Origin of the sequence: Sporosarcina thermotolerans, assembly GCF_030067815.1 — a bacterium.
GTDB lineage: Bacteria > Bacillota > Bacilli > Bacillales_A > Planococcaceae > Sporosarcina > Sporosarcina thermotolerans.
Map to the genome: position 1 here is coordinate 2,860,429 of NZ_CP125968.1, position 26,879 is coordinate 2,887,307.

A 26,879-nucleotide genomic window follows, 5' to 3' on the forward strand; every position below is an offset into this window, starting at 1 on the left:
CTTCCTTTCACTTCCGTATAATTTCTTCGATGAAACGGCCAAGCGGCCATGTATTTACGACCGTCTCTTTTTTCAACCAAGCTTTTTGAGCATATTTAACACCTATTTCCATATGCTTCAATTGATCAATTGCATGCGCGTCGGTGTTGATAGCAATCTTGACGTTAGCTTCTTGCGCTTCTTCTAAATATTCCTTTGCCAGATCGAAACGATACGGATTGGCATTGAATTCAAGGATTTTATCGTATTCCTTCGCCCATTTAATCAGTTGGTGGACATCCGGATTATAGCCTTCTCTTTGTCCGATGATTCGGCCAGTAGGATGTGCAATCATGTGAACATACGGGTTGCTGATAGCTGAATGTAATCTTTCCATGATCTGCTCTTGCGATTGATTAAAATTCGAATGGATGGATGCGATAACAAAATCCAACTCTTGCAATAAATCATCATCGAAGTCAAGACGACCATCTGGCAAAATATCCATTTCAGTACCGCAAAAGATCTCGATATCATCGTATTCATCATTCAACTTACGAATTTCCGCAATTTGCTCCCTGAGCCTTTCTGGCGTCAGACCGTTCGCCACTCTTAAATATTGAGTGTGGTCTGTGATAACCATATGGGAATAGCCTTTTTTTCGACATGCTTCCACCATCTCGCGGATTGAATATCCTCCGTCAGACCAAGTTGTGTGCATATGGAGATCGCTGCGGATATCTTCAAATGTAACCAATTGTGCAATCTCTTCCGAACGTTCAATTTCACGACCGTCCATACGCAAGGAAGGTGGGATGAAAGGCAAATCAAAATAAGCGAAAAATTCCTTTTCGGTTTTGAACGTTTCCATAGTACCATCTTCTAGTTCTACACCGTATTCACTTATTTTCATCCCTTTTGCTTTAGCAAGTTGACGCATTTTCACATTATGATCCTTCGAACCGGTGAAGTGATGCAATGCAGTCGCAAATTGGTCATCCGTTACAAAGCGGAAATCCGCATCGACTAGGTCAGCCATATCCAGGACAATGGATAGTTTGGCATCCCCAGCAGCGACTGTTTCTTCAACCGGCAGGGTCTCCAACAGCTTTTCCCGAACAATGGCCGGTTCATCCGTCACAACGATAAAATCGACATCACTACTTTCTTCTTCAGCACGACGGAAACTTCCTGCGACCGAGAAGCGGGTGATCTCCTGTATACTACGTAGTACCTCTTCAACTGCAAGTACAACGGATTCAATTTGCCAAACCGGCAGTTTCCCTTTTCGTGTCCCAAGGATTTCAAGTTCGTGCAAGATCTTTTCCTCGGTTTTCTTGCCGAATCCCGGAACCTTACTCACTTCATTTGACTCGCATGCATTTCGAAGAGATTCGATGGAGTCAATTCCAAGCGTTTCTCTGAGTTTCGCAATTTTCTTGCCGCCTAATCCAGGCACCCTTAACAATGGAATCAGCCCACTTGGGACTTCATTTTCAAGCTCCTTCAGTAAATCGGATTCTCCCTTTTCAATTAGGTCGATAATAACAGCGCCTGTCCCTTTGCCGATCCCTTTCAAAGATAAAATATCATCCATTTCGGAAAGGCTGCGGGGGTCAGTTCCAGAACATTGGCCGCCTTACGGAATGCTCCGACTTTAAACGGATTCTCCCCTAACAGTTCCATATATAGAGCAATTTTTTCGAACGTGCGAATGATCGTTTTTTTATTCACGTAAACCACTCCTCCATTCAACCAATCTTATTCTGTGAAAAAGGCTTCCCTCCAACCAAGGGGAAGCCGTAATCTGTTATTTGGTGTAAATATACCACCAGTTTTTCACCATCTCAGAAAATAATGGGGTATGTTCAAACATTGCACCCGCCAATATCGACTTACCTATAAATCCTTGGATGAAATCTAATGGCAACATAACCAATAGATAGAGTAATAGGAATATAATAATATAAAACTCAATAAATCCAAGAGCAGCACCAGCAAAACGTGCAACAAAACCTAAGACTGGTAGATACTTAAGGAAATCGAACATCGAGGCAATTAACTGCAATGCAAATTTTGCAACGATGAATATGAGTACAAACGCCAATAACCTATAAAACGTCTGATCTAAATCTAATTGTTCCACAGTCCACGCTAATTTCGAGCTGGCTGTGACTCCTGGATATGGTATCCATAAAACAAACTTATCCGCTAACTGTTTGTAGTATATGTAAGCAATAATTAGTGCTATAAAGAAGCCTGTCATATGGATAAGTTGTACGATAAGCCCCCGTCTAAATCCGGTAATCAAGCCTCCAAGCAGGAGGAAAACTATAAGTAAATCAAGCATATACACCCGTCAACCCTTCAGCTTATTCAATTCTTCTTCCAATTGTTCAATTCGTTCTTTTAATTTCAAATAATCGTGTACACTATTCACTGCGGTTAGGACAGCAATTTTGGCACTGTCGAGATAAGGGTTGCGTGAGCTGATTTCCCTCATTTTTTCGTCAACCATCGAAGCGACAAGCCGAACATGACTGCTTGATTCACTGCCGACAATTGTATATGTCTGTCCATAAATGTCAACCGTAAGGCGCGTCTTTTGTTGGTCTGCCACTGCCTTAACCTCCAATGTGAAAACTATGTACCCAATCATACCATGAAACGGTTTTAGTTGGAAAGAGAAGGGATAGTTTTATACCATTGATTTCCGTTTCAGGCGGACGCTTTCCAATCGAACCACGAAGAGTTCGATTTGCCGTATTTCTGCGACCTTTGCAGAAATTAAGGCAGCGGCTAACAACTCCCTGCTCGTAACGCTGCGCTTTTACTCGCAAAAGCCGTTCTTCGTAACGGCTCTCGCAGGAGTCGCCGCCTTCCACTCCAATCAACTCAGTATCACTTTTAATAAATACATATCCATACAAGCATCTACTTCTTGGATTATTGTACAATATGGATATAAGGTTATGGAGAGGGAGACGTTTATGAGTAATAGTGTGCTGCTATTGGATAAGGCTAAGTTGGATGGGTTGATGGCGCATTATGCTGCGTTTAAAGTGACGCGGAATGCGCCTGGGGTTGTGTTTGCTGCGAAGTTGCCGGATGCAGCGATAACGGCTTATAAATCGGGAAAGGTGCTTTTTCAGGGTGGAGGCGCGATGCGGGAGGCTGCGATTTGGGGAAGTGTTGATGGGCAGAAATCGCCTACAAAACCTACTGCCAAAGGGGAGATTTTGCCTGAGCGGTTTTCGGAGTTATCGGTCGTCGGGTCTGATGAAACTGGACAGGCGATTTCTTTGGTCCTGTTACTGTGGCGGCTTGTTACGTTAGCTCTGAACAAATAGAGCTGGTAAGGGAATTGGGCGTAAAGGATTCGAAGCAGTTGAATGATGATTATATGCGGCAGATTGCCCCTGATTTGCAAGCAGCACTTATCCACAGTGTCCTCACGTTGACTAATGACAAGTACAACAAAGTGCAGGAAAAAGGATGGTCGCAAGGAAAGATAAAAGCTCTGCTTCATAATCAGGCGCTTAAGCATGTTTTACGGAAAATGAAGGGCGAAAAGCCTGATTACATTCTTATTGATCAGTTCGCTGAACGTGGCATTTATTATAATCATATTAAAAATGAACAGGAAATTGTCCGTGAGAATGTCTTGTTTTCGACGAAAGCTGAAGGGTTGCATCTCGCTGTTGCTGCCGCTTCGATTATTGCAAGGGTTGCTTTTTTAGAGGAGATGGACCGGTTGAGTGATTTAGCTGGCGTTCAACTTCCTAAAGGGGCAGGAAAAATTGTGGATGAAGCTGCAGCGAAGATTTTATTAAAGAGCGGCGAAGATACGTTGAAATCAATGACCAAATGGCATTTTGCAAATGCACAGAAGGCAAAGAAAATTGCTGCGCTTAAAAGGAAATTATAACGATGAAAAGTTTGAAAAGGGTTGTATTTTCTGTTCTCCTTCTTGCACTACTTTCCGCTTGCTCATCGAAAGACATTACTAACAATGAAGGGTCTAACAACACTATTAGCTATCCACAAGACGCGCAGGTTGAAGCAGATGACTTCATCTACAGATTATATACCGAGAAGGATGTTTATTCCGAATTTGGAGATACTGCCATATTTGCCGAATTAACGTATATAGGAAATCAGGAATCAGTTGAAATCTCCCACTCCGCATCACCATTTGAATTTCCAATCAAGGAGCTATCAAGAGGTATTGAAATCGAATATGCAATGGATGATCCCTTGATAAGAACAACGTTGGTCAAAGGGGAACCACTGCGTGAAAAGTATCGCTTCGCGGGCGGTTATAGTGATAATGATGATAAAGAGACGATAGAATTTATTCAAACGATTATTAATAAGGGCTTTCCTGAGGGTAATTATGTTGTTAATGGACTTGCAATTTTTTTTATCGAGAATGCTGATGAAACCATTGAGCCTGAATCATATAAATTGAATTTGAATATCGGCTTTAATGTTAGGGATTAATGGAAAAAGACCGCCTTGGAGTCAAGTTCTCTCCAATGGCGGTCTTATTTATTTATATTCGATTAACCACGAAGCTGTGCGTCTGCTTCCATAGTTAAAGCTTTTAATACTTTATCATGCGCTTTGACGACTTCTTCGTCTGTCAATGTGCGTTCAGGATCGAAATATGTCAATGAGAATGCAAGTGATTTCTTGCCTTTTTCGACATTATCCCCTTCATATAGATCGAAGAGTTTCACGTCTTTCAATAACTTCCCGCCAGCTTGACGGATGATTGTTTCAAGAATACCCGCAGAAGTTCCGCTTTCCACAACGAGTGCAATGTCACGTGAAATCGATGGGAAACGTGGAACAGGTGAATATAACAGCTCTTCTGTGTCGACAGACAGGATATGCTCAAGATTCAATTCCATCACAAACGTCTCTTTTAGGTCACGTTTCTTCTGCTCTGTTGGGTGTAGTTGACCAATTAGACCAATACGCTCGCCTTTAAGAAGAATGTTTGCTGTACGTCCAGGATGCATTCCGTCAATTGAAGTCTTTTCGAATGATAAGTCGTCAGAAAGGCCAAGTCGCTCCATCATTCCTTCAATAATTCCCTTCACCACAAAGAAATCCACTTTTTTAGTTTCGCCTTGCCATGCATGATCGACCCATTTACCAGTCAGAACAGCAGCGACATGTTCCACCTCACGTGGCAATCCGTCCTCTTCTTCACCAAGGAAGACAGAACCTGTTTCATACAATGCCACCGAATCGATTCGGCGTGCGACGTTATAGGTAGTAGCTTCCAATAGATGAGGAATGAGGCTTTGGCGAAGAGTACTACGGTCCTCACTCATCGGCATTAGCAATTCCGTTACCGGTGCTGTTTCCAAAGCATAAGCCTGTGCATGTTCTTTAGAAGTCAATGAATATGTGATTGCTTGGTATAGACCTGCACCTTCAAGGTATTGACGGACGATTCGACGTTTTGCCTGATATGGAGTGAGTCCACCCGGAGTGGATTCCGATACAGGAAGAGTTTTTGGAATTTCATCGTATCCATACATACGAGCGATTTCCTCAATAATATCTTCTTTAATCCGTAAGTCTTGTCTACGTGTTGGTGCATCAATTACTAATTGGCCGTTGACCGCTTGTGTCGGGATACGAAGACGTTCCAATATAGTAAGCATGTCATCCATTGATATCTTCATGCCAAGTCTATTATTGATATAGTCCGGTGAGATTGTAATGCGCTCAGCCGTCTTATCAAGCTCGTCAAATGTTACTGATCCGGAGAGGACTTCACCGTTAGCAAGCTCCGCCAATAGTTGCACAGCGCGTTCCGCCGCTTCCTGCACCCGGTTCGGGTCAACACCTTTTTCAAAGCGAGTACTTGCGTCGCTTCGAAGTCCAACTTCTTTTGACGTCCTTCTGACAGAAGATGGTGCAAAATAAGCTGATTCAATTACAACAGTTGTCGTCCCGTCATGGACTTCTGAATTCGCTCCACCCATGACACCAGCAATCGCTACTGGCTCTTTACCATTCGTAATGACTAAGTTATGGGAATTAAGCTTACGCTCTGCATCGTCCAACGTCGTGATCAATTCCCCTTCTTCAGCATGACGGACGACGATTTCGCCAGACTCAAGGCGGTCGTAGTCGAATGCGTGAAGTGGTTGCCCGTATTCCATTAGTACATAATTCGTAATATCGACGACGTTATTATGAGGACGAACGCCTGCAGCCATCAAATAATTTTGAAGCCAAAGTGGAGACTCGGCAATCTTGATATTTTTCACAACTTTTGCTACATACATCGGATTATCGGTAGATGCATCAACGCGTAGTTTCAACATATCCTCCGCTTTTTCGGCAGACTCTTTATAATCAATTTTCGGAAGTGCAATCCCTTGTGATAAAATTGCGCCTACTTCATAAGCGACACCTAACATGCTTAAAGCATCCGAGCGGTTTGGCGTCAAGTCGAATTCAAGTACCGTATCGTCAAGTCCAAGCAATGGAAGTGCATTCTCACCGGGAACCGTATCTTGTGGCAATACATAGATGCCTTCAGCATACGCTTTTGCTACAAGCTTCCCTTCGATGCCAAGCTCCTGTAATGAACAGATCATCCCGTTCGATTCTTCACCGCGAAGTTTTGCTTTTTTAATTTTCATCCCACCCGGTAGAACTGCGCCAGGGCGTGCAACGATAACTTTCTGGCCTTGGGCGACGTTTGGCGCTCCGCAAATGATTTGCGTCGTTTCTTCCCCAACGTCAACTTGGCAAATGTTCAATTTATCCGCTTCAGGATGTTTTACACATTCCTTTACATAACCGACAACTACATTCGTCATTGACTGAGACCGGTCAATAATGGAATCGACTTCAATCCCTGAACGCGTTATTCTTTCTGCAAGATCTTCCGGCTTAATGCCCTTTATATTTACATATTCATTCAACCATTTTGTAGATACTAACATGTCTGTCTTCTCCTCCTTACGCTTCTGACCGATGGAATTGTGATATGAACCGAACATCATTCGTATAGAAATGACGGATGTCTTCAACACCGTATTTCAACATTGCAATCCGTTCCGGCCCCATTCCAAATGCAAAGCCAGTTACAGCCTCTGGGTCGTATCCTGCCATGCGCAAGACATGGATGCACCATTCCAGCACCTAATATCTCAATCCAGCCAGTTTTTTTACATACATTACATCCATCTCCACCACATTTGAAGCAAGAAATATCCATTTCGACGGATGGCTCAGTGAACGGGAAGAAGCTTGGGCGCAAGCGAATTTCTCGATCTGCACCGAACATCTTCTTCGCGAACAGATCAAGCGTCCCTTTTAAATCACTCATTTTAATATTTTCACCTACGACAAGTCCTTCAATCTGTGTGAATTGATGGGAATGTGTCGCGTCGTCATTATCCCTACGATACACTTTACCCGGGCAGATGATTTTGATTGCTTCCCCGCCTTTAGTTTCCATTGTCCGTGCTTGGACTGGTGAAGTATGAGTACGCAGTAGAACATCTTCAGAAATATAGAAGGAGTCCTGCATGTCTCGAGCTGGGTGACCTTTCGGCAAGTTAAGCGCTTCGAAATTGTAGTAGTCTTTCTCAACTTCAGGACCTTCTGCAATTTCATAGCCCATGCTGATGAAGAAGTCTTCGATTTCCTCAACGACTCTTGTCAATGGATGGTGATTGCCCGTTTGAATCGGACGTCCAGGTAACGTGACGTCAATTGCCTCTTTTTCCAATTGGGCGTTGATGGCCTCTTCTTCAAGCAGTGTCATGCGTGCTTCGAGTGATTCGGTCACTGCTTCACGGATGACGTTTACCAATGCTCCCATTTTAGGGCGCTCTTCGGCTGGAAGTTTCCCCATCCCTTTTAGTAAGTCAGTGATAGGTCCTTTTTTGCCAAGATAAGCGACACGGACGTCGTTTAAGTCCTTGACAGTTGAAGCGTCTTGAATTTTATTCAACGCTTCTTCTTTCAACTGCTGTAATTGTTGTTCCATTTTCATTCTCCTTTCGAAATAAAAAAACCCCGCCCCCTAAAAAGGGACGAGGACGAGTTCGCGGTACCACCCTGATTATTATGCAAGAATATGCATAATCACTTCATTTGGATTAACGGCCCTCTACCGGCACGCCTTTACAGTAAAAACTGGTCCAAGCGGCAGCTCTCGGGGTGAACTTCAACGGTCATTCGCCTATCTGCACTCTCAGTCACGGTGCAAATTTCCTGTTGGTTGCAAACTGTCTACTTTTCCCGGTCACAGCTTTTAATTTTATTTACAGCATTACTATACCCGATTTCCTTCAATACTTCAACTTGCCAAAATCATTTCTTGCCATAAGCGTAGAGAAGAATTCCTGTAGCGATGGCTACATTTAATGATTCAGCTTTACCGTAAATCGGGATTTTAACGATCTCATCTGATTTCGACAAATAGTCAGCAGAGACGCCACTTCCTTCATTTCCAACGATTATCGCAAATTCATCTAATGGCCCAACGCTATAATGGTCAACGGCGTTTTGCAAACCAGTGCCGATAAGTTTAATATTGGCTGATTTCACTATTTCTATCCAATCGCCGAGTTCTCCTTTTACGATTGGAAGATGGAAATGGGATCCCTGGGCAGAGCGGACGGTTTTCGGATTGTAAGGATCCGCACAACCTTTCCCTAAAATTACGGCATCAATCCCTGCAGCATCGGCAGTTCTGATCATTGTCCCTATATTGCCAGGATCTTGGACAGCATCGATGAACAAATATTTTTTCCATGAATCCGTTGTAGCTTCTGAATAGTTAGGTTGGCGGCAATGAGCGAAAACTCCTTGCGATTGTTCTGTTTCCACTAATTCTTTCGCAACCGCCTTAGTCACTTCAATCATTTGAAGGTTATCAGTTTTCCAATTGGTCGGAAGTTCAACGTCCTCCCTTACGATCAAATGAATCACAGTGCCTTCGGATTTAATAGCTTCTTCGACGAGATGAAATCCTTCAACGAGGAATTCTTCCGATTTATCTCGGTCTTTTTTAGAGGTTGCAAGTTTTTTCCAATGCTTAACAAGTGCGTTTTGAGTCGATTCGATTCTTTTCATTTATTTCAAGACATCCTTTTTCTTTTCAGTGTAACAAATGTCCGTATAGTTGGCGATCATTGTGTCCAAAATGAGTGCAGGAGGATGATATCATGAATTTTCAAATACGCGACGCAATTACTGCAAACATGACGAATAACTCAGCGACTGATATACGCAACGTCGTGGAAGATGCACTGCAGCGTGGAGAAGAGCATTTACTGCCAGGTCTTGGTGTGTTTTTTGAAAAGTTGTGGGTCAATGCGGATGAGCAAGAGAAAACTAAAATTACCGGCGAACTTGCACAAGCATTTGCAGGACGATGAATATGTAATGATAAAAGAGCTGTCCAGGTAGTCGACTGGACAGCTTTTTTTGTCCTATCTTGTGTTAATGAGAACTTTACAATGAAGAATGAGAACTCTTAATTCATGAACGAGAACTTTTCATCGAAGAACGAGAACTCAAAGCTTGTAAACGAGAACTCTTTAATGAAGAATGACAACTCCAAGCGCTTAAACGAGAACTCTTCACGAATAAATGAGAACTTCAAGCGCTTAAACGAGAACTCTTCACGAATTAATGAGAACTCCAAGCGCTTAAACGAGAACTCTTCACGAATTAATGAGAACTCCAAGCGCTTAAACGAGAACTCTTTACGAATTAATGAGAACTCCAAGCGCTTAAACGAGAACTCTTCACGAATTAATGAGAACTCTAATCGTGTAAACGAGAACTCCCACGCTACTACAGGTTCCTCCACATTCCGGTCACTTCTCTTTTATTTCAAAAGCGTAGCTAATACAGCCTTCTGTGCATGCAACCGATTGCCTGCCTGTTGGAAAACATAGGAATTCGGGCCGTCGATTACGGAAGCGGAAACCTCTTCCTCACGATGTGCAGGTAGGCAGTGTAAAAACATGTAATCCTTTTTCGCATGACCGACCAGTTTGTCATTAATTTGAAAATCCTTAAAGACCTCCAGTCGATGAGCCGACTCTTCTTCTTGCCCCATGCTGGTCCAGACGTCCGTATAAACAACATCCGCATTTTCGACAGCCTCAACCGGATCGTAAGTTTGAAACCGACCCACCGTTTGCGGCCGCTATTTTTTGCACCATTGCGAAAAGCTTTTGATTGAACTCGTATCCAGCAGGTGTTGCAACCGCAATATGCATTCCCATGTTCGCTGCGCCGATGACTAATGAGTGTGCCACATTATTTCCGTCTCCTACGTAAGCGATTCTTTTACCGACAATTGAGCCTTTCACTTCAATCATTGTCAATAAATCCGCAAGTGCCTGACATGGATGGAAAAGATCCGTTAATCCATTGATGATTGGAATAGATGCATGCTTCGCAAGTTCCTCAACGGATTCATGGGAATTTGCACGTATCATAACCCCATCGAGGAATTCGGATAATACTTTTCCTGTGTCATGTATCGACTCGCCACGGCCAATTTGTAAATCTCTTGCATTCATGTACATTGCATGCCCGCCAAGCTGAACCATACCGACTTCGAAAGAAATCCTTGTTCTTGTGGAATGTTTTTCAAAAATCATGCCGAGAGTTTTCCCCGGTAAAATGGGGGGCATTTTGCCTGATAGTGTTTCTTTTTTCATGACTAATGCTTTGTGCAATAAATAAGTGATTTCCTCATTCGTATAATCTAACAACGTTAACATGTCGCGTCCTTTAAGCTGATCTTCTATATTGTGCCCGATATTCACTGCCGATAAATGCATTTTCACCAATTTGATCATCTCCATTCCTTATAATGTGATGTTAGAAATAGTATATTCATGCATAAATATAAAGTCAAATGAATTTTTATGAAATTTTAAGCATAAATGTTTCATGCGGTCCTATTGGAACTCTTCATGCATCTACAGGAAGTCAACACAGTTCTATGGGAACTCAACATGCATCTATGGGAAGTCCACCCGGTTCTACGGGAACTCCAAACACTTCTATGGGAAGTCCACCCGGTTCTACGGGAACTCCAAACACTTCTATGGGAAGTCCACCCAGTTCTACGGGAAGTAAAAACTAAAACGACACAATACAAAAAACCGCACCCTCGTCAAAAGGGTGCGGTCTTTTAAAAAACTTATTCAAATGTAATACGGTGTACAGTGTCCTTATCAAGCTTTTTAATGACTTCAACAATCAGTTTCACTGCATTTTCGTAATCATCTCTATGCAACATTGCCGCATGAGAGTGGATATACCGTGTAGCGATACAGATTGCGAGTGAAGGAACTCCGTTTCCGCTCACATGGATTGACCCAGCATCTGTTCCGCCGCCAGGGATCACGTCGAATTGATAAGGGATGCCGTGCTCTTCCGCTGTGTCAACGACAAGATCACGTAAACCTTTATGGGATACCATTGAAGCGTCAAAAAGAAGAATCTGAGGACCATCGCCCATTTTACTTGACGCTTCTTTAGAAGTCACTCCAGGTGTATCTCCAGCAACACCAACATCAACTGCAAACGCAATATCCGGCTTGACTTTCGCAGCGGCTGTTTTCGCGCCACGCAATCCGATTTCCTCTTGGACAGCGCCAACACCGAATACGACATTCGGGTGGTTCTCGTCTTTCAATGCTTTCATGACATCAATTGCAATTGCACAGCCGATTCGGTTATCCCATGCTTTTGCAAGCAAATATTTGTCATTGTTCATGACTGTGAATTCAAAGTAAGGAACGACCATGTCTCCAGGCATTACTCCCCACTCCATAACTTCCTCTTTGGAAGTGGCACCGATATCGATGAACATGTCCTTAATATCAACCGGCTTCTTACGCGCTTCCGGAGAAAGGATATGTGGTGGCTTCGAACCGATAATACCAGTCACCGTATCTCCTTTACGCGTCACGATTGTAACCCGTTGAGCAAGCATAACTTGGGACCACCATCCGCCAACAGTTTGGAAGGAAAGGAATCCTTTGTCGTCAATCTTAGAAATCATAAAACCAACTTCATCCAAATGACCTGTAACCATTACTTTTGGACCTTCGGCAACACCTGTTTTTTTAGCAATTAAAGAACCAAGTCCATCATATTCGATTTCATCAGCAAACGGCTCGATATATTTCTTCATTACTTCGCGAGGCTCGCGTTCATTCCCAGGAATTCCTTTCGCGTCCGTCAAGTCTTTTAACATCACTAATGTTTCGTCAAGTTTCCCCATTCATTTCGCCCTCCTAAATAAAAACCACATTTTCAGTATAGATGAAATAACAGATATTTGAAAGAAATTTATAGCAACTCTTTTCGAAGTTCGTGAGCACTCTTCGGTGATAGTAATCCGGGTGCAACGTCGAACACAGTTCTTGCGCCGGTTTCTCCGTTTTTATTCATCTTATAAGCCGCACGTGCATAAGCAACAAGGACACTCGAAGTGAATTCAGGATTACTTTCCAACGTTAGGGAAAATTCCATTACCTGATTGTTAGACTCGCCTGTTTTGCCGCTTCGAATGACAAAACCGCCATGTGGCATTGCTGCATGCTCCTCTTTCAATTGCGCTTCGCTTATGAAATTCACTGTTGTGTCATAGTCCGCAAAGTAATCAGGCATTGTCACGATGGCCTGTTCAACTTGAGCAGCATCCGCCCCTTCTTCAAGAACAACAAAGCATTCACGTGTATGTTTTTCACGAGTGGAGAGTTCAGGTTGGGAGCCACTTCTCACTTTATCCACCGCTGCCTCTACAGGGATTGTATACTGGACAGCTCCTTTAACTCCTTTAATCCTTCTGACAGCATCCGAATGACCTTGGCTTAAACCTTTACCCCAGAATGTGTAGGTTGCACCCTCTGGAAGAATTGATTCACCATATAGGCGATTGATGGAAAATAATCCTGGATCCCAACCAACAGAAATGATTGCAGTTTTTCCGTTCGGTTTGGCTGAAGCGTCGACTGCTTCAAAATACTCAGGAATTTTCGCATGCGTGTCGAAGCTATCAACTGTATTAAATAATTTAGAAAGCGCAGGACCTTGTTCCGGCAAATCATTTTTAGATCCACCGCAAAGAATTAATACATCGATGTCATTTACATAGCTTTCAATGTCATCCAATGGGAGAACTGGGACACCGCTATGCACTTTCAGCTCTGCAGGATTCCTTCTTGTAAAAACAGCTGTAAGTGTTAAATCATCATTTTGAGAAATCGCTGATTCTACACCTTTACCTAAATTGCCGTATCCAACAATTCCAATTCTTGTTTTTGTATCCATTTTTAACAACATCCCTTTCGCCCAAAGTATTCTTACATTTTAACGTTACTCCTATTAATTTGCTAATTTTTCTTTTGTCAAAATCTATCCTTTTATCTATTTCGATTTAAATGGTACAGTAGTAGGGTAGATATAACTAAATGGAATGAGGATTTCATATGCGTGCGTTTGTTTATTTAATCGTTTTCTTCTCATTTTTTGATTTGTTTTCACAGCTTCCGATAATGAGTCCATTCGCGTTTTCGTTAGGCGCATCGTCTTTCATGACCGGTCTCGCAGTGGGTATGTATTCATTTTCAAATACAATCGGAAATGTCATTTCAGGTTTTCTGACAGATAAAAGAGGACCTTTCATCATCCTTTTGGTCGGTTTGTTTGCGTCGGGAGCATCGCTGCTACTATATACATTTGCCATCGGACCTACCTCGCTTTTAGGTATCCGATTTGTCCATGGATTTATGGAAGGGTTAATCGTTCCTGCAGCTTTTACATTTCTTGCAAATCGTGCAGAAGAATCTAAGAGAGGTAGAAGTGTTGCAATTTCTGGTGCGTTTGTTGGAATGGCGGCGATTTTCGGACCAGCTTATAGTGGAATTGTTGCTACGAAAACAAGTGCTCCTTTCATCATGTCAGTGAATGGTGTTATTATGTTCATTCTTGCCATTGCAGCTTTTTTCCTATTACGTTCATTTACATACGAGAAAAAACAGCATTCAAAGTCGACGAAGCATTTCAGGGTGCGGTATCTATTCAAACATCCAGGAATGGTAAGAGCATTTGCAGGAGCCTTCTTCCTGATGTTTTCGCAAGGGGTATTGGCATTGATACTTCCCTTGAAAGTTGAAGCGCTTGGATTTGATACAAAAACGACAGGTATGCTGCTTAGTACGTTCGGTGTCGTTGCTATACTGATTTTCCTATTGCCGATTAACCGTATTTTTGACAAAGTACGTCCAATGATCACATTGGCATTCGGAATTTCCATGATGGGCTTGAGCATGCTATTCCTAAGTCAGATTACGGAACTTTCACTTCACTATGTAGCTATGATGCTATACGGAATCGGTTTTTCTTTCCTATTCCCATCGATTAATTCCTTACTGATCGACTCATCTTCCGCCGAATTCCGCGGGAAAGCCTATGGCTATTTTTATGCATTCTTTTCGATCGGCGTCGTTGCAGGCTCAAGTTTAATCGGTTACTTGGATTTAACGTTCAAAGGCGCGTTCATGCTTACTGGCATAATCCTATTGGCCGTGGCACTGTATACGATACTTGGTATGAAAAGAAACCTACAATTGACATCAGAATGATAGGCTTAACTTGATTAATCTAAAAAACAGGTGGAGGGAACTATTCCCTTCACCTGTTTTTTCTTTTTCATATTATACCAGTTCTGCAGAATAGGATTTGATCTCCTCCATGAATACTTCCCCATATCTTTCGAGTTTTGCAGCCCCTACTCCGTTGACTTCCAAAAACGCTTCTTCTGTGACAGGCATTTTTGCAGCCATATCACGTAATGTCTTATCGGAAAAGACAACAAAAGGAGGTACCCCTGCTTCTTGGGCAAGTTTCATGCGAAGTGCGCGCAATTGATTGAACAACGGATCTTCCTTTGTAATCTGTTTAGTTTCAACGGATCCTTTACGGAAAACCTTCACTTTGCCGGTCAATACATCCTTCCCTTGCTCAGTGACGTATATAATCGGAAATTGACCATTCTCCACGCCTAAAAAGTTTTCGGAGATGATGAATTCGATAAAATCGGAAACATCCTTTGCATTCCGTTCTTTCATCAAACCATATGTTGTCAGTTTGTCAAAACCGAATTCCAACACTTTCTTGTTACGGGAGCCAGTCAACACTTGAGCAATCATCGTCTTACCGAATCGCTGCCCCATTCGTATCACACATGAGAGTACTTTCTGAACCTCAACAGTCACTTCGAAGCGTTCCCGTGTATCCGTACAATTTGCACAGCGGCCGCAATCTTCAATTTCGCTTTCACCAAAATAGGCGATGATGAATTTTTGCAAGCAGGATTCAGTATGGCAATAGTCGATCATCGACTGTAGTTTTTCAAGTTCCGCGGGGATTCGTTGGCTATCCTGCGATTGGTCAATCAGAAAACGCTGTGTTATAACGTCTTGTGAAGAAAATAAGAGCGTACATTCACTATCAAGTCCATCCCTACCGGCACGACCTGCTTCCTGATAGTAGCTTTCCATATTTTTTGGCATTTGATAATGAATGACATATCTTATATTACTTTTGTCAATTCCCATCCCAAAGGCATTTGTCGCTACCATGACAGTCGCTTCATCCATTAAGAACCGATCCTGCTCCGTTTGCCGGAAAACATCCGAGAGGCCAGCATGATACCTTGCCACCTTCACCCCGGTCCGTTCGAGCATCGCATGAACTTGGTCTACGGCTTTACGAGTGGCGGCGTAAATAATACCCGCTTCCCCTTCATTTTTCTTCACATAGTCTTTAACAAACTTTTCTCGATCTTGACCCTTAATGACGGAAAAGGTAAGATTGCTCCGTTCAAATCCGGTCATTACAGTATGATCGCTTTCGATATGCAACTGTTCGCAAATATCGTCACGGACGGCTGGTGTCGCTGTAGCAGTCAGCGCTAAAACAACTGGTCTTTTTTCAAATGATTGAATGACTCTGCTCATCATCCGATAACTTGGTCTGAAATCATGACCCCATTGAGAAATACAGTGTGCCTCGTCAATCGCGATCATAGGAATTTTCATTCTGTTAATTTGCTGTACGAAGGATTGGGACTCAAACCGTTCAGGAGCAACGTATAGCAGACGATATCCACCCTCCGCAGCAATTTCCATCGTACCGAAATATTCCTCTGTTGATAATGTGCTATTTATATATGCTGCAGGGATTCCAATTTGATGGAGCGCATCGACTTGGTCCTTCATCAATGAAATTAAAGGGGATACGACTAAAACAGTTCCCTCCATAACCAAAGCCGGAACTTGATAACAAACGGATTTTCCACCGCCTGTCGGCATGACGCAAAGTGTATCCTTTCCTTCCAAAACATTATTAATGGCATTTTCCTGGCCTGTCCGAAAGGAAGTATATCCAAAATAAGAAGATAATATGGACAATGCTTTATCGATCGGGATCACCTCTTTCAATTCATCAAAGAAAAAAGCACCTTCGCTGGCGCTTTTCATTTTTATTTTTCAAGCAGCAATCGTTCTTCGTCGCGGCTATGTATTTCATTGACAACTAATAATGCATAGAATTTCTGCAGAACAGTTGGGCTGATTTTCTCTGGTTCACGTAGCTCTTCTATATCTTTTACAATTATCCTGATTAAATCATGATCTCTCGTAAGTTGGATGATCGCTTCTCCTTTCAACTAGATGCTTTTCCTATAGAATAACAGAGATTTGCTAAAGGCACCAAGGGAATGAATTAATCGGGTGAAATCGTTGATTTTCGTTTTAGGCGGACGCTTTCCCAGGGCGGGCGGAGTCGCCGCCTTCCACTACAATCAACTAAGTGAGCGCTTCTAAATGTAATTACGCCTGATTATGCAATACCATATTAGATGAGGAATCTATGCTAAAATAAATTAAAGTTTGAGAAACGATGCCCAACACCCAACGGGGCAGGTTAACATATTTCAGCGTTATAACATAAATAAGGTGGTGGGAAAGTGGATAATCAAATAAAATTGGCATTTAATAAATCTAAATCGGGCGATAAAGATGAGCGTTATGAAGCCTATCAAATTATTTTAAAAGCAACTGATCAACAAGTTGATTGGGCTTACGAAGTATGGAATCAACTAATAAAGGACTTAACTCATAAAGATAACCATCAACGCTCTCGTGCAGCACAATATTTAGCCAATCTAGCTAAAAGCGACCCCGAGATGAGAATTATGAAGGATTTCCCTGAATTGTGGAAGGTAACTAAAGATGAAAAATTTGTTACAGCTAGACATAGTCTCCAATCTATATGGAAAGTCGGAATTGCAGGTACAGCCCAACTAAAAATGGTTATGGAATTTATGGTTGAGCGCTTTAAAAAATGTGAAGATGAAAAAAATTTCACTTTAATTCGTAATGACATTATTCAAAACATGAAAAATTTATTTGACTATTACAATGATGAGTTTATTAAACAAACGGCACTGGATTTAATTGATATAGTTGACGACAAAAAATACAAAAAAAAATATATGGATATATGGAAGTAGTTTAGCCCTTCATAGATTATAAAGCTGAATATTTGAGTGTATTCGGCTTTATAATCATCTTAATTTAATCTATCGTGTAGTACAATTTAATTTCTTTTCAAATGGTAGATTAGTTGAACAACTCCGGAGGAGAAAGTTCTTGTATTAATTAATTCCAAATTCAATCTCTGTTTAATATCAATAAACATCGGTCTTCCCTCTCCCAAAACCACAGGATGTACAGATAGTCTAAATTCATCAACAAGGTCTAAATTGATAAAGGTGGATATAAGATTTGCTCCACCATATAACCAGATGTCTTTACCGGGCTTATTCTTTATTTTATTTACTTCTTCAAGAATATCTTCATTTATGAATACTGCTTTTTCGTCAGTCCCTTTTTGCGTTTTTGAAAAAACATATTTAACTTTACTGTGAACTAATCCCCACATTTCTTTTTCAGCTTCAGTATCTTCAATTGTCGGAGTATATTGTCCCCACAAATCGTAACTTTTTCTTCCATATAAAATAGTATCTATTTGATTTAGGAAATTAGTAAACCCCATCTCAGAGTCCATTATGCACCAATCAACTTCACCATTTTTCCCTTCAATAAATCCATCTAAGGTTACTGCTAAATCTAAAATTATTTTCCTTGACCTTACTTCATTGGACATTATTTTCCCTCCCTTGGTTGAAGAAAAAAGAGCCGACTAAGCCCTACGATCTTCAGGTAAAGCACCTTGTTACTATAATAAGCAAATACCTTTATCTAAGTAGTAATTTCACCAGTAATCCAACCTTTTATAAATACTTCCAATGATGAAGCAACCCACGTTCTGCTGTCATCTTCGTGGTTCCATACATAAATATCTTCTGTTTGAATGCTACCATTTAATATTTTAAAGCCAAATAGGTCACCACAGCCGTTATCTGAAAAAAATAACAAGTGGTCAAATGGCATATAAATATCTTTATAGTCACCAAAATTCCTAAAAAACAAATTATCTTTTACTATTTGTGAAGTTGACCATATTAAAGGACAGTCGAAACTATCCAACACTCCATTTGTTTCATTATATAATTCAAACATTTTTTTTGATATTTCCACGTTTAGTTCCTTTGTAATTTGAATTATTTCAGCCTTAGTTGCCGGTGGTTTGAAAGAATAATCTTTTGATATTGAACTTATATAGTCCTTCCACATCTATTTATCACCATCCTTAAAAACATCTATTGGATAATAATTCACCATTAATAATAGACATTCCTTCTTCAACTAAAGCACCTGTTGAAGTATAAATTTCTTTTAAACAATAAATGGGTTATCTAAATCATTATTATTTATAACTATATCTGCATCAAGTTGCGGTGTGTGTTGTTCTAAATAGAGTTTCGAAGCAACGTGATACCTATTTAGGAACATTTCCTCTGCTTTTGTAAAACTTCCAAATGCCTGTTCTTCTCTCTTAGCTCCTCTTTTTCTGGCTAACTCAAAGTCAGTTTCAACAAATATTTTAACATCGAATAGGTTATATAAATCCTTTTTAAATAAGAAAGTTCCATCAATAATAAAAATCATATCTATATTTGCTGTTTTTATTTCTGGGTTCACATATTCATCCGTTGCCAAATCTAAAGATTTTATTTGATAATGAAGGTTTCCTCCGGGACCTAAAGGTATTAAGAGTTTCTGTTTAAAGGAATCATAATCGTGAGCATCTTCGTAATAACCAATAGCTGATTCCCTTCCTTGTCTGTATCGAATAATTCTTGGATTATGAAAATTGTCTATGCTAATCCTAATTACATCCACCTTTCTACTTCGAAGTTCTTCCATAAGCTCATTAGCAAACGTTGTCTTTCCAGATGCCGTTATTCCACTTACTCCTACTCTAATTGGATGGAGCCTTTTTAAACTTAAGATTCTATTTGCTATATTTGAAACAAGTACACTCCTTTCCATATATCTCCCCACTTTCCTATCATATCTTTTTAGAACTTTTCAATTTAAATAAGGATACCCCTTGCCAAAAGTGTACAGCGCTAAGTTCTGTTAACTGTTTTTAATTTCACTCCAAATTTTGACTGCAATTGGATAACAATTATTAATCGAATGCGCTTCGCTTATTCCTTAAAGATTATTGTTGTTGCAGAAGAGTCATTCATTTTTCGTTAGAAGAATAACGTTATCCCCTCTTATAACCTGAAAAATCAAATCATCTTCAAAACTAAGTACAGAAGCAGAAGTCGAAACGTCTTTACTTTTGCTGTGAAAGAAAATTCCATAACCATTATTTGCGGGATAACCATATACATAGCAAACCACTTTTTTATCTTTCATAAAAACTAATTGATTCATACCACCGTTTATCGTTTCACTAATTGAATCCCACTTATAGCCAACGGTTCGATAAATTGTATCTTTAGATGTGTACGGGTCAAAAGAATACACTAAATCCCACTCAAATGGAGTGACATCGGATAAATTTACTAACTCGTTGGAAACACCAATATTCATTACCTCTTGTTTCAAAAGTTCTTCATTAGCATCCCATACGTCTTTTTTTAATACTTTCATTAAAATAATTGATAACATAATCGCGGCAACTACTATAATAGTTTTTCTTCTTGTCATTTGGTTACCCCTTTCATTATCAAAGCAGTGGAATCTTTACATAAATTCAAACGAATTCTATACAAGAAGGTTACATAACTGATTCAACTAAATACCTGCGCCGTCGGGAATTGATTTACTTTTCAAAACGAGTTATTCTATAGATAGCTTAGCAAAAGCCAAGTTCCTGACACGAAGGGAGATGTGTTTAAATGGCAACTACTTATATGGTGGTTTGGTCTTAAAACTGAATAGTAGGCATTCGCGAAAATGCGGGAAACGCCCGTATTATTTGGTATGCCATCCAAAGTAACCTTTCGTGAATATTGCTGTTTGCGAGATACGATATAGGTCGTATCTTTTTTGCGTCCTGATGCCGCGCGACACAGCTTCTATAGAGGCTGCTTGTCCGTGGCATTTTTGCGTCCGAAAATCAACATTAAATGAGCTACTTTATCGACAAGAGGGGTCCAAACAAAATGTTCACCATGTGGAGCGAGCAAACGAAGAAAACGGGGGAATAGAAGAAATGATTATTAAATACGAAACGCTGATCTATGCCTTAAGCCAACAATTCAAAAAGGAAATCGTTTATGCCGACTATCAAACCACACAGTTACAGGGCGGAACTGTGGGAAATGTATATCTAATAACGGGGATCGCCGAAACCGCGGATGGTGAAAAATCGCCGTACAGTACAGTACTGAAAATCCAGAAGAAATGGGAGCGTTACGGAGATTTAGGTTCATGGCGACGGGAATATGATCTATATGAGTCCGACTTAGAAGCGACGTTCTCGGATTCCTTCCGCTGGCCACTTTGTTATCACGCCAAGATGAATGCCGAAGAAAATGAATTTCAGCTGTGGCTGGAATATATCGACGGCGTAACCGGTTTAGACTTGACCGGTGACATGTATGAACAAGCAGCACTTGAGTTAGGACGCTACCAAGGTAAACTGTATGCGGAACAGCCCGCTGCACTACAAAGTCTGAACAACCTGAGCCATGCAGATCTGATGAAGAATACGTATCTGCATTACCGGTCATGGCCGGTCGTCTACAATTATATACGCTCGGAAGACTGCGAATTGCCGCAGCACTTGCGGCAAATGCTCATTGACATCGATAAGTACGCAGACGAGATACTATCCCGCATCGAGAGACTGCCCCTCGTGCTTTGCCACCGGGACTTCTGGGTGACCAATCTGATCTATGCCGACGGGAAAATTGCACTTATTGATTGGGACACATCTGGATGGGGGTACTTGGGAGAGGATCTCGCGAGCTTGATTGCGGATGAAGCGGATATCAATCACATGGTTGAATACTACCAGCGATGCGTTCCCGCGTATTATAAAGGCTTTTCGGAGTATGTAGATGTATCCCATATCGCTGATCATTGCGTCTACGAGATGATCCTTCTCATATTCGGATACAGGCTTGTGGAATGGTACCTTTACGCAGAGGACGAAGACGAGAAGACAAATCTTGTTACTACGCTCCAAAAAATTAATGAAATGAAGGCCATCTCTGTGCAGGTTTGACTTCTAAAAAAGAAACTCCAAAAACCCTAAATTGTAGTGGGTTTTTGGAGTTTCTTTCATTACTCCCATTCGAACGTCGCCGGCGGCTTGCTCACGATGTCCTAAACACCGCTGAAGGGTATTTCTGAGAAGACTTGGTTGGACTATCTTGATATTATGGAAGCTCACGGCGATACTCAGTTGATTATGCTACACAAGATTTAGTCAGGTCGAATGAAATAGGCTATGGTTGGAAGTAAAATTATGACGAATATACTTTGGAAAAAAGTTAAGATTATATCCTTCCTCCAAGTATTTTTGGGGTAGCGATTCGCAAGCCGTTGAAAAAATAGCAAAGCTATCCACCAAAACAACCAACCTAAAACTATCGAACTGAAACTACCATAGAAATCATTGTACATTTATAGCCCCCTCTCCCCCCCATGATTTTCAACAATCCGACCCAATTGTTGTAACGGGAAGCGCGAATTAGTATTTTTAGACCCTTTTGCCTTTAATTCCCTGCATTAGTCCAGGAATGTCCCATTTCTATAATCAGCGAAGGCTTGAAGAATTTCTTCTTCTGTATTCATAACGAATGGACCTCTTGCTGCAACAGGTTCGCCAATCGGTTCTCCTGCATACAGCATGACATGCATATCTTCTTCAGCTTTGATTTTAATATCACTTATTTCTGCAGATTTACCTAAACCAAGCCACAATACCTCACCAGCTTTACCAGGTGTATGCTCTGAACCAAAAGTGCCTGAACCTTTTACAACATATAAGAATCCATTATAAGACCCTGGAATTTCTGGGTACTTTCACTTCCTGCTGCAATTTTAAATTCAACCATCGTAACTGGTGTTATATTCAATGTTGGTGCAGTTAAACCATTTACTGAGCCTGAAAACACCTTAGTAGATACACCATTTTCCACTTTTTGTGGCATGGAGTCTTTTCGAAGGTCTTGATACCGAGCTGCCGTCATTTTTTGCTTTGCTGGAATGTTGACCCAGAGTTGAAGCAGGTTAACCAATTCCCCAGGAGCAGCATCTTCAACATGCTCAACGCCTCGTCCTGCTGTCATCCATTGTGCATCCCCAGGATGAAGGACCCCTGTACCGTGTTTGCTATCATAATGATTTAGGTTACCGTCAATCATATATGTTACTGTTTCAATTCCACGGTGGGGGTGTACTCCGAAGACACCGCTTCGCATCTGGTCATGTGCCATAACCAAAAAGGGATCATGTTGCTCCCATTGTTCTGGTTCAATTACCCAAGCCATTGTATGAATATCACTATTACGTTGGAATTCAGGGGTGTATTTATGACTAATTGTTCTATTGTAAATTTTGCTATTCAACATTAATTCCTCCCTTTAATTTGTTTGTGTCTATGGAACCTATTATCTACCCTAACCCTCAGAATGTTAAGTACGCACTTTAAGGTGGCGTAGTTTCTTTTAAGAAACTATGGATTACGTAGGAAGTTTTAGGCAATAAAAACTTTAATTTTCATTGGAAAAGGTTAGCTTTTAAAGATGTTTGCAAATAAAAAAGCAATCCTTCTTAATGAAGAACCGCAATATCTCTCTATTAAAATGTATTTTATTGAGTTATTACAACGTAACCAAGCCAGCCAAATACTAATAGTACTGGCAGGATTAACAAAACCGATAACCACATAATATTTTTCCTAAGCGATAAAGCTGAACCAAGATAAAAAAACGGCAGGATTAACCCCCACCATTTAAATAGCGGTGTTGCAGCTAAGTAAAGTGAAAATGGTATGATTAACAAGAAAGAAATAACGAGAAACAACGGCTTTTTCTTACTTAAGGCAATTAATGAAAAGACAATTGAAGCGAGCATGAAAGGCCAAAAAAGTAAAAACACATTCTTCCTCCTTTCTTTAAAAAGTATCCTTGTTAACGGAAAAATATGGAGTACATTACAAAACCAACTATTAATACAAGAATCATTATTCCAGTACCCTTCAACCCTAAACCACCAACAAGATCAGACAGGTTACTTCCGCGAATACTACTGGAGGGATGCTTTAATTCTTTTTGCCTTAGCCTCTCTCTTCTTTTTTCAGGAGTTTCGTTATCTCTACCCATGTCCTTCCTCCAGTGCCTTTCGTTTTCCTTTTAAAGCGCCCGTTCAATGCCAACCATTCTTTTCTGTTCCGTCCATATAATTGACTTTTACTTCGGGATCATAATTAATTGGGAGCTTCGAAAAGCAATACCAAATTCGTCCCTTACTTGTTTCTATGATTGTAGCCTCGGCAAAATCTTTGTCTTTATATTTAATCTCAAGTGACTCTATCAAAGGATCATTAATTACCCCGAAAGTCAGGGATATTAGTTCTTTATTCGATTTTTGATTAGTGGACTCTATGTTACTAAACGCCCTTGTCAACATTCTATCCTCTTCATTGAATAGCTTACTTCCCGCCCCAAACACCCACCGATAGCCGAGAAGGGTCTTTTCAATTGATGCCACAGATAAAACATCACCATCGCCATAAAAAATAATCTTGTAATCATCAAAGTCAATAGTATGGAAAACCTCATCAACTTGAACATTCGATTCGCTGATAGCTTCATCAAAATCCTTATAGTTTACCTTATAGTAAATGAAAATAATGAAAGTCATTAATAGCAAAAATAAAACAGTTAATTTTGTTTTCATATACTATCCCCCTATTGTAGTAGGGCCGCACATCCTTGTTCCGGAATTGCGCCCGTTTCGCGAAAGCCAGTCATAAATACAGGTTATATTTTTCTTTTAGCTATTCCATCTAATAGAATGCCAATGCCAAACAAGATGATGCCTATCGCGAATGCGTATTGGAAATAAATTGAATCAGATACTCCGAGCTTATAAAGTAAACCTACCAAACTTAATACTATCCCCAATAGAATACATAAATCCCCTATAGATTTCATACTTTCCCTTCAAATACACCATATTTGCTGTAATAATTATCCCTGCAACTTGTTCTAATCCCCGTGTATCATCCTACAGTTGTTTTCACAATTAGGTTACATCAGCATTTTAACTTTTGGCCATATTGCAATATATTATTGGCCTTTTATTCACTAAAAGGAAGGCGCGGTTTTTCATCTTTATATCTGGAGTATGTCCATTCACCATTTTCCATTGTCTCGCATTCCTTACTGCTACAAGAGAATATGAATGTTTGTTTATCAGTCCGGACACTAACACCGAAATAATAAGGGAACTTCCCACCTTTTCTCTTGTCCATACTCGCTTCTATAGCCACTATATTCTCATCTTCAGCAATCCTCTTAAAGTCTTCGCTCTCGACTGTCTTTTGGATCATTTCGCTTAAAATAATCTTTTCCTCTGAAGATGGTGTATACCATTGCTCAATTAGTAACCATTTTCCTAAAATAAACAAATTCAGAGCTATGCTGAGCATCAATAGAGTCACGACTAATTTAAATTTCAACTGACAAACACTCCTGACAAAATGGCCCGCATGAGGCGCAACTGATTTGCGACAACTGCACCCGTTTGCTTAATTATGTTTTATGAAGAATATTTATTCTTGCTCATTCCCACGATTGAAAGAATTAGACCTAAAATAACAATACTGTACTCATATCCATTAAAGTCTATATTGTCATCGAGAACTAATATTCCACCAATCAATGAAACTTGTATTCCGAACAGAATATACTTTTTCCCTGAATCAGTGTTCTTCAACATTACAAAAATCAGGTAAGCTGAATAGATAAACATAGGTATTACTATTAAAACAAAAATAAAAATATTGACGATTGGACTCATATTCATTCCCCCATCTATTTATCATTTATAGAAGAATCGAGTTGAATAAGATTCAAACTAACCGAGCGGCCTACCTCGTTTTATTTTATTGATATTGAATGCGCTCTCAAGACTTCTTTGATTTACGAAAAGTCAGCATTTATCAGACCATTCAATCCATTCGTCTCTAACTTGCCAATTATATTTAAACAATTCATATAACATTGATCCAATCCCCCGATATTAGATTAATTGAAGATAGCGTAATGCAAATTCAATTCCATCTTCATTTGACTTTTTCGTTACGAAGTCAGCACTCTTTTTTAATTTATCACTTCCATTTCCCATGGAAATACCATAGCCTACCATTTCTAACATATCGATATCGTTATCCCCATCACCAAATGCGATTGCCTCGCTATAATGTATATTGAAATACTTCAACACCTCTTTAATGGCAATTGATTTTGACACATCCTCATGCAAAACATTGACGATATGTGGATGCCAGCGTTGAAATATTAAATTTGGGAATTGTATTTCATAATCTCGGATGATTTCTTCTCCGGCATATAAACACATTAAGTATATCTCTTCATTATGATTTTCTTCATTTAGCTTAGGATATTCCGTTAATGAAAGTGTCTCACTCATCGCTTGGAAGGTAAGAGGACTCTGTATTCCGTTCATTGTTAATTCTTCTGTAAAAAAAGAAAGACTTTGTTTATTTTCTTCCGCGATTTCTTTTACGGAATGAACAATGTGTTTTGGTAATGGTATTTTATGAATCACTTCATCTTGGTGTTTAGTATACGCACCATTCGCTGTGATAAAGGTTTCTATTCCTAAAGTTTTTAACTCCTGACACATCGATAATGGTCTACCGGTTGCTGCTACTAATTTGATTCCTTTACTTTTCAGCGTTCGTATAGCGTTCTTTGTACTTGTAGAAATACAACCATCTTCATAATTTATAAGTGTTCCATCAACATCAAAAAATATAATCTTATAATTCATCGTAAACTCCTTTTGAATTATTTCGCCGTGAATTTCCACAAGAATACTATGAAATTTATGTCATTACCGCAATATGGACTGATTATATAAAGATTAGATAGTAGTTTCCTTTTTACGTTTTAATTCCTCATACTCTCCCCATGCGATATATAAAATACCTACAAGTAAAGACAATAGACTAAAAATGTTTAAAGTATTTCCAACATAAGAGAGCATCGCATCAAATAACCCCTTATCCCAACTTGCAACTCCAGAACCAAAAATTGCAGCACTTATATACTTAACCGATATTAAAAAAGCAGATATCGCAATAAATGCAATTCCAGCACCACGTTTTGCCATCTTAACGTCCCCCTA

General features: G+C 40.2%; 27 protein-coding genes, 5 pseudogenes and 1 other annotated feature. Of the genes and pseudogenes, 7 read left to right on the forward strand and 25 right to left on the reverse strand.

Going from position 1 to position 26,879, the window contains the following annotated elements; genetic code table 11:
* Nucleotides 1-7: 7 nt before the first annotated feature.
* The 4 genes and pseudogenes from polX to QNH10_RS16190 form a co-directional block, all read right to left on the reverse strand.
* Nucleotides 8-1,713, reverse strand: a pseudogene (polX, locus tag QNH10_RS16175) (DNA polymerase/3'-5' exonuclease PolX).
* Nucleotides 1,714-1,789: 76 nt separating this feature from the next.
* A complete protein-coding gene (locus QNH10_RS16180) occupies nt 1,790-2,329 on the reverse strand; it encodes a CvpA family protein (RefSeq protein WP_283734668.1) in 540 nt (179 codons plus the stop codon).
* A 9-nt stretch (nt 2,330-2,338) separates the two neighbouring features.
* Nucleotides 2,339-2,599: a cell division protein ZapA gene (gene zapA, locus QNH10_RS16185; protein ID WP_283732364.1), complete on the reverse strand. Its 261-nt coding sequence runs from the start codon at nt 2,597-2,599 to the stop codon at nt 2,339-2,341.
* 4 nt (nt 2,600-2,603) lie between these two features.
* On the reverse strand, nt 2,604-2,909 hold the full coding sequence (locus tag QNH10_RS16190; RefSeq protein ID WP_283732365.1) for a hypothetical protein: 306 nt from the start codon (nt 2,907-2,909) through the stop codon (nt 2,604-2,606).
* Between the two features lie 60 nt (nt 2,910-2,969).
* On the opposite strand from QNH10_RS16190, the pseudogene rnhC reads away from it, so the two are divergent.
* Both rnhC and QNH10_RS16200 read left to right on the forward strand, forming a co-directional pair.
* Nucleotides 2,970-3,907: pseudogene (rnhC, locus tag QNH10_RS16195) on the forward strand (ribonuclease HIII).
* A 2-nt stretch (nt 3,908-3,909) separates the two neighbouring features.
* Complete coding sequence (locus QNH10_RS16200) at nt 3,910-4,482, forward strand: hypothetical protein (protein WP_283732366.1); 573 nt, start codon at nt 3,910-3,912, stop codon at nt 4,480-4,482.
* Nucleotides 4,483-4,544: 62 nt separating this feature from the next.
* On the opposite strand, the gene pheT is transcribed toward QNH10_RS16200, so the two are convergent.
* From pheT to QNH10_RS16215, 3 genes and pseudogenes are all read right to left on the reverse strand, one after another.
* Nucleotides 4,545-6,956 (reverse strand): phenylalanine--tRNA ligase subunit beta, encoded by a 2,412-nt coding sequence (gene pheT / locus QNH10_RS16205; RefSeq protein WP_283732367.1) that lies wholly within the window; start codon nt 6,954-6,956, stop codon nt 4,545-4,547.
* A 16-nt stretch (nt 6,957-6,972) separates the two neighbouring features.
* Nucleotides 6,973-8,008, reverse strand: a pseudogene (pheS, locus tag QNH10_RS16210) (phenylalanine--tRNA ligase subunit alpha).
* Between the two features lie 39 nt (nt 8,009-8,047).
* Nucleotides 8,048-8,279, reverse strand: a binding site (T-box leader).
* Between the two features lie 55 nt (nt 8,280-8,334).
* Nucleotides 8,335-9,099 (reverse strand): TrmH family RNA methyltransferase, encoded by a 765-nt coding sequence (locus tag QNH10_RS16215; protein ID WP_283732368.1) that lies wholly within the window; start codon nt 9,097-9,099, stop codon nt 8,335-8,337.
* Between the two features lie 92 nt (nt 9,100-9,191).
* Here QNH10_RS16215 and sspI point away from each other — a divergent pair, with 92 nt between their 5' ends.
* Nucleotides 9,192-9,404 carry a small acid-soluble spore protein SspI gene (gene sspI / locus QNH10_RS16220; protein WP_283732369.1) on the forward strand — a complete coding sequence of 71 codons (213 nt, stop codon included), beginning with the start codon at nt 9,192-9,194 and terminating at the stop codon, nt 9,402-9,404.
* A gap of 98 nt (nt 9,405-9,502) precedes the next feature.
* On the opposite strand, the gene QNH10_RS16225 is transcribed toward sspI, so the two are convergent.
* Nucleotides 9,503-9,841, reverse strand: a complete 339-nt coding sequence (locus QNH10_RS16225) for a hypothetical protein (RefSeq protein WP_283732370.1) — start codon at nt 9,839-9,841, stop codon at nt 9,503-9,505.
* An 18-nt stretch (nt 9,842-9,859) separates the two neighbouring features.
* Nucleotides 9,860-10,826: pseudogene (argF, locus tag QNH10_RS16230) on the reverse strand (ornithine carbamoyltransferase).
* Between the two features lie 123 nt (nt 10,827-10,949).
* On the opposite strand from argF, the gene QNH10_RS16235 reads away from it, so the two are divergent.
* A complete protein-coding gene (locus tag QNH10_RS16235) occupies nt 10,950-11,186 on the forward strand; it encodes a hypothetical protein (protein ID WP_283732371.1) in 237 nt (78 codons plus the stop codon).
* A 5-nt stretch (nt 11,187-11,191) separates the two neighbouring features.
* Here the strand turns inward: QNH10_RS16235 and QNH10_RS16240 are convergent, their stop codons facing one another.
* Together QNH10_RS16240 and QNH10_RS16245 are read right to left on the reverse strand one after the other, a co-directional pair.
* Nucleotides 11,192-12,280 carry a M42 family metallopeptidase gene (locus QNH10_RS16240; RefSeq protein ID WP_283732372.1) on the reverse strand — a complete coding sequence of 363 codons (1,089 nt, stop codon included), beginning with the start codon at nt 12,278-12,280 and terminating at the stop codon, nt 11,192-11,194.
* 68 nt (nt 12,281-12,348) lie between these two features.
* On the reverse strand, nt 12,349-13,332 hold the full coding sequence (locus tag QNH10_RS16245) for a diaminopimelate dehydrogenase (protein WP_283732373.1): 984 nt from the start codon (nt 13,330-13,332) through the stop codon (nt 12,349-12,351).
* Nucleotides 13,333-13,490: 158 nt separating this feature from the next.
* Between QNH10_RS16245 and QNH10_RS16250 the strand changes: the two genes are divergently transcribed.
* Nucleotides 13,491-14,645: an MFS transporter gene (locus QNH10_RS16250; RefSeq protein WP_283732374.1), complete on the forward strand. Its 1,155-nt coding sequence runs from the start codon at nt 13,491-13,493 to the stop codon at nt 14,643-14,645.
* A gap of 72 nt (nt 14,646-14,717) precedes the next feature.
* Here QNH10_RS16250 and recQ read toward each other — a convergent pair whose 3' ends face one another.
* Both recQ and QNH10_RS16260 read right to left on the reverse strand, forming a co-directional pair.
* Nucleotides 14,718-16,544 carry a DNA helicase RecQ gene (recQ, locus tag QNH10_RS16255; RefSeq protein ID WP_283732375.1) on the reverse strand — a complete coding sequence of 609 codons (1,827 nt, stop codon included), beginning with the start codon at nt 16,542-16,544 and terminating at the stop codon, nt 14,718-14,720.
* A 2-nt stretch (nt 16,545-16,546) separates the two neighbouring features.
* Nucleotides 16,547-16,732: a hypothetical protein gene (locus QNH10_RS16260; RefSeq protein ID WP_283732376.1), complete on the reverse strand. Its 186-nt coding sequence runs from the start codon at nt 16,730-16,732 to the stop codon at nt 16,547-16,549.
* Between the two features lie 300 nt (nt 16,733-17,032).
* Here QNH10_RS16260 and QNH10_RS16265 point away from each other — a divergent pair, with 300 nt between their 5' ends.
* A complete protein-coding gene (locus QNH10_RS16265) occupies nt 17,033-17,578 on the forward strand; it encodes a hypothetical protein (RefSeq protein WP_283732377.1) in 546 nt (181 codons plus the stop codon).
* Nucleotides 17,579-17,664: 86 nt separating this feature from the next.
* Here the strand turns inward: QNH10_RS16265 and QNH10_RS16270 are convergent, their stop codons facing one another.
* The 4 genes from QNH10_RS16270 to QNH10_RS16285 form a co-directional block, all read right to left on the reverse strand.
* Complete coding sequence (locus tag QNH10_RS16270; protein WP_283732378.1) at nt 17,665-18,234, reverse strand: dihydrofolate reductase family protein; 570 nt, start codon at nt 18,232-18,234, stop codon at nt 17,665-17,667.
* A 95-nt stretch (nt 18,235-18,329) separates the two neighbouring features.
* Complete coding sequence (locus QNH10_RS16275; protein WP_283732379.1) at nt 18,330-18,764, reverse strand: SMI1/KNR4 family protein; 435 nt, start codon at nt 18,762-18,764, stop codon at nt 18,330-18,332.
* Between the two features lie 102 nt (nt 18,765-18,866).
* Entirely contained in the window at nt 18,867-19,523 is a 657-nt protein-coding gene (locus tag QNH10_RS16280) for a nucleoside/nucleotide kinase family protein (RefSeq protein WP_283732380.1), read from the reverse strand.
* A gap of 195 nt (nt 19,524-19,718) precedes the next feature.
* On the reverse strand, nt 19,719-20,195 hold the full coding sequence (locus tag QNH10_RS16285; protein WP_283732381.1) for a hypothetical protein: 477 nt from the start codon (nt 20,193-20,195) through the stop codon (nt 19,719-19,721).
* Between the two features lie 508 nt (nt 20,196-20,703).
* On the opposite strand from QNH10_RS16285, the gene QNH10_RS16290 reads away from it, so the two are divergent.
* Nucleotides 20,704-21,720: an aminoglycoside phosphotransferase family protein gene (locus QNH10_RS16290; protein ID WP_283734669.1), complete on the forward strand. Its 1,017-nt coding sequence runs from the start codon at nt 20,704-20,706 to the stop codon at nt 21,718-21,720.
* A gap of 506 nt (nt 21,721-22,226) precedes the next feature.
* Here the strand turns inward: QNH10_RS16290 and QNH10_RS16300 are convergent.
* The 8 genes and pseudogenes from QNH10_RS16300 to QNH10_RS16335 form a co-directional block, all read right to left on the reverse strand.
* Nucleotides 22,227-23,071, reverse strand: a pseudogene (locus tag QNH10_RS16300) (pirin family protein).
* Between the two features lie 241 nt (nt 23,072-23,312).
* Complete coding sequence (locus QNH10_RS16305; RefSeq protein ID WP_283732383.1) at nt 23,313-23,600, reverse strand: hypothetical protein; 288 nt, start codon at nt 23,598-23,600, stop codon at nt 23,313-23,315.
* Between the two features lie 32 nt (nt 23,601-23,632).
* Nucleotides 23,633-23,824, reverse strand: coding sequence for a DUF6366 family protein (locus QNH10_RS16310; RefSeq protein ID WP_283732384.1), 192 nt, complete (start codon nt 23,822-23,824; stop codon nt 23,633-23,635).
* 43 nt (nt 23,825-23,867) lie between these two features.
* Nucleotides 23,868-24,401 carry a hypothetical protein gene (locus QNH10_RS16315; protein WP_283732385.1) on the reverse strand — a complete coding sequence of 178 codons (534 nt, stop codon included), beginning with the start codon at nt 24,399-24,401 and terminating at the stop codon, nt 23,868-23,870.
* Nucleotides 24,402-24,484: 83 nt separating this feature from the next.
* Entirely contained in the window at nt 24,485-24,628 is a 144-nt protein-coding gene (locus QNH10_RS16320) for a hypothetical protein (RefSeq protein WP_283732386.1), read from the reverse strand.
* A 176-nt stretch (nt 24,629-24,804) separates the two neighbouring features.
* Nucleotides 24,805-25,185 (reverse strand): hypothetical protein, encoded by a 381-nt coding sequence (locus QNH10_RS16325; protein WP_283732387.1) that lies wholly within the window; start codon nt 25,183-25,185, stop codon nt 24,805-24,807.
* Between the two features lie 563 nt (nt 25,186-25,748).
* On the reverse strand, nt 25,749-26,522 hold the full coding sequence (locus QNH10_RS16330) for a Cof-type HAD-IIB family hydrolase (protein WP_283732388.1): 774 nt from the start codon (nt 26,520-26,522) through the stop codon (nt 25,749-25,751).
* Nucleotides 26,523-26,615: 93 nt separating this feature from the next.
* Nucleotides 26,616-26,864 carry a hypothetical protein gene (locus QNH10_RS16335; RefSeq protein WP_283732389.1) on the reverse strand — a complete coding sequence of 83 codons (249 nt, stop codon included), beginning with the start codon at nt 26,862-26,864 and terminating at the stop codon, nt 26,616-26,618.
* Nucleotides 26,865-26,879: the final 15 nt, after the last annotated feature.

Excerpts from the sequence above, each read along its gene's own strand:
- QNH10_RS16180 (WP_283734668.1), bottom strand. The coding sequence starts at position 2,329 with ATGCTTGATTTACTTATAGTTTTCCTCCTGCTTGGAGGCTTGATTACC.
- QNH10_RS16200 (WP_283732366.1), top strand. The coding sequence starts at position 3,910 with ATGAAAAGTTTGAAAAGGGTTGTATTTTCTGTTCTCCTTCTTGCACTA.
- pheT (WP_283732367.1), bottom strand. The coding sequence starts at position 6,956 with ATGTTAGTATCTACAAAATGGTTGAATGAATATGTAAATATAAAGGGC.
- QNH10_RS16215 (WP_283732368.1), bottom strand. The coding sequence starts at position 9,099 with ATGAAAAGAATCGAATCGACTCAAAACGCACTTGTTAAGCATTGGAAA.
- sspI (WP_283732369.1), top strand. The coding sequence starts at position 9,192 with ATGAATTTTCAAATACGCGACGCAATTACTGCAAACATGACGAATAAC.
- QNH10_RS16240 (WP_283732372.1), bottom strand. The coding sequence starts at position 12,280 with ATGGGGAAACTTGACGAAACATTAGTGATGTTAAAAGACTTGACGGAC.
- QNH10_RS16245 (WP_283732373.1), bottom strand. The coding sequence starts at position 13,332 with ATGGATACAAAAACAAGAATTGGAATTGTTGGATACGGCAATTTAGGT.
- QNH10_RS16250 (WP_283732374.1), top strand. The coding sequence starts at position 13,491 with ATGCGTGCGTTTGTTTATTTAATCGTTTTCTTCTCATTTTTTGATTTG.
- recQ (WP_283732375.1), bottom strand. The coding sequence starts at position 16,544 with ATGAAAAGCGCCAGCGAAGGTGCTTTTTTCTTTGATGAATTGAAAGAG.
- QNH10_RS16270 (WP_283732378.1), bottom strand. The coding sequence starts at position 18,234 with ATGTCCAATGAAGTAAGGTCAAGGAAAATAATTTTAGATTTAGCAGTA.
- QNH10_RS16275 (WP_283732379.1), bottom strand. The coding sequence starts at position 18,764 with ATGTGGAAGGACTATATAAGTTCAATATCAAAAGATTATTCTTTCAAA.
- QNH10_RS16280 (WP_283732380.1), bottom strand. The coding sequence starts at position 19,523 with ATGGAAAGGAGTGTACTTGTTTCAAATATAGCAAATAGAATCTTAAGT.
- QNH10_RS16285 (WP_283732381.1), bottom strand. The coding sequence starts at position 20,195 with ATGACAAGAAGAAAAACTATTATAGTAGTTGCCGCGATTATGTTATCA.
- QNH10_RS16290 (WP_283734669.1), top strand. The coding sequence starts at position 20,704 with ATGATTATTAAATACGAAACGCTGATCTATGCCTTAAGCCAACAATTC.
- QNH10_RS16310 (WP_283732384.1), bottom strand. The coding sequence starts at position 23,824 with ATGGGTAGAGATAACGAAACTCCTGAAAAAAGAAGAGAGAGGCTAAGG.
- QNH10_RS16315 (WP_283732385.1), bottom strand. The coding sequence starts at position 24,401 with ATGAAAACAAAATTAACTGTTTTATTTTTGCTATTAATGACTTTCATT.
- QNH10_RS16330 (WP_283732388.1), bottom strand. The coding sequence starts at position 26,522 with ATGAATTATAAGATTATATTTTTTGATGTTGATGGAACACTTATAAAT.
- QNH10_RS16335 (WP_283732389.1), bottom strand. The coding sequence starts at position 26,864 with ATGGCAAAACGTGGTGCTGGAATTGCATTTATTGCGATATCTGCTTTT.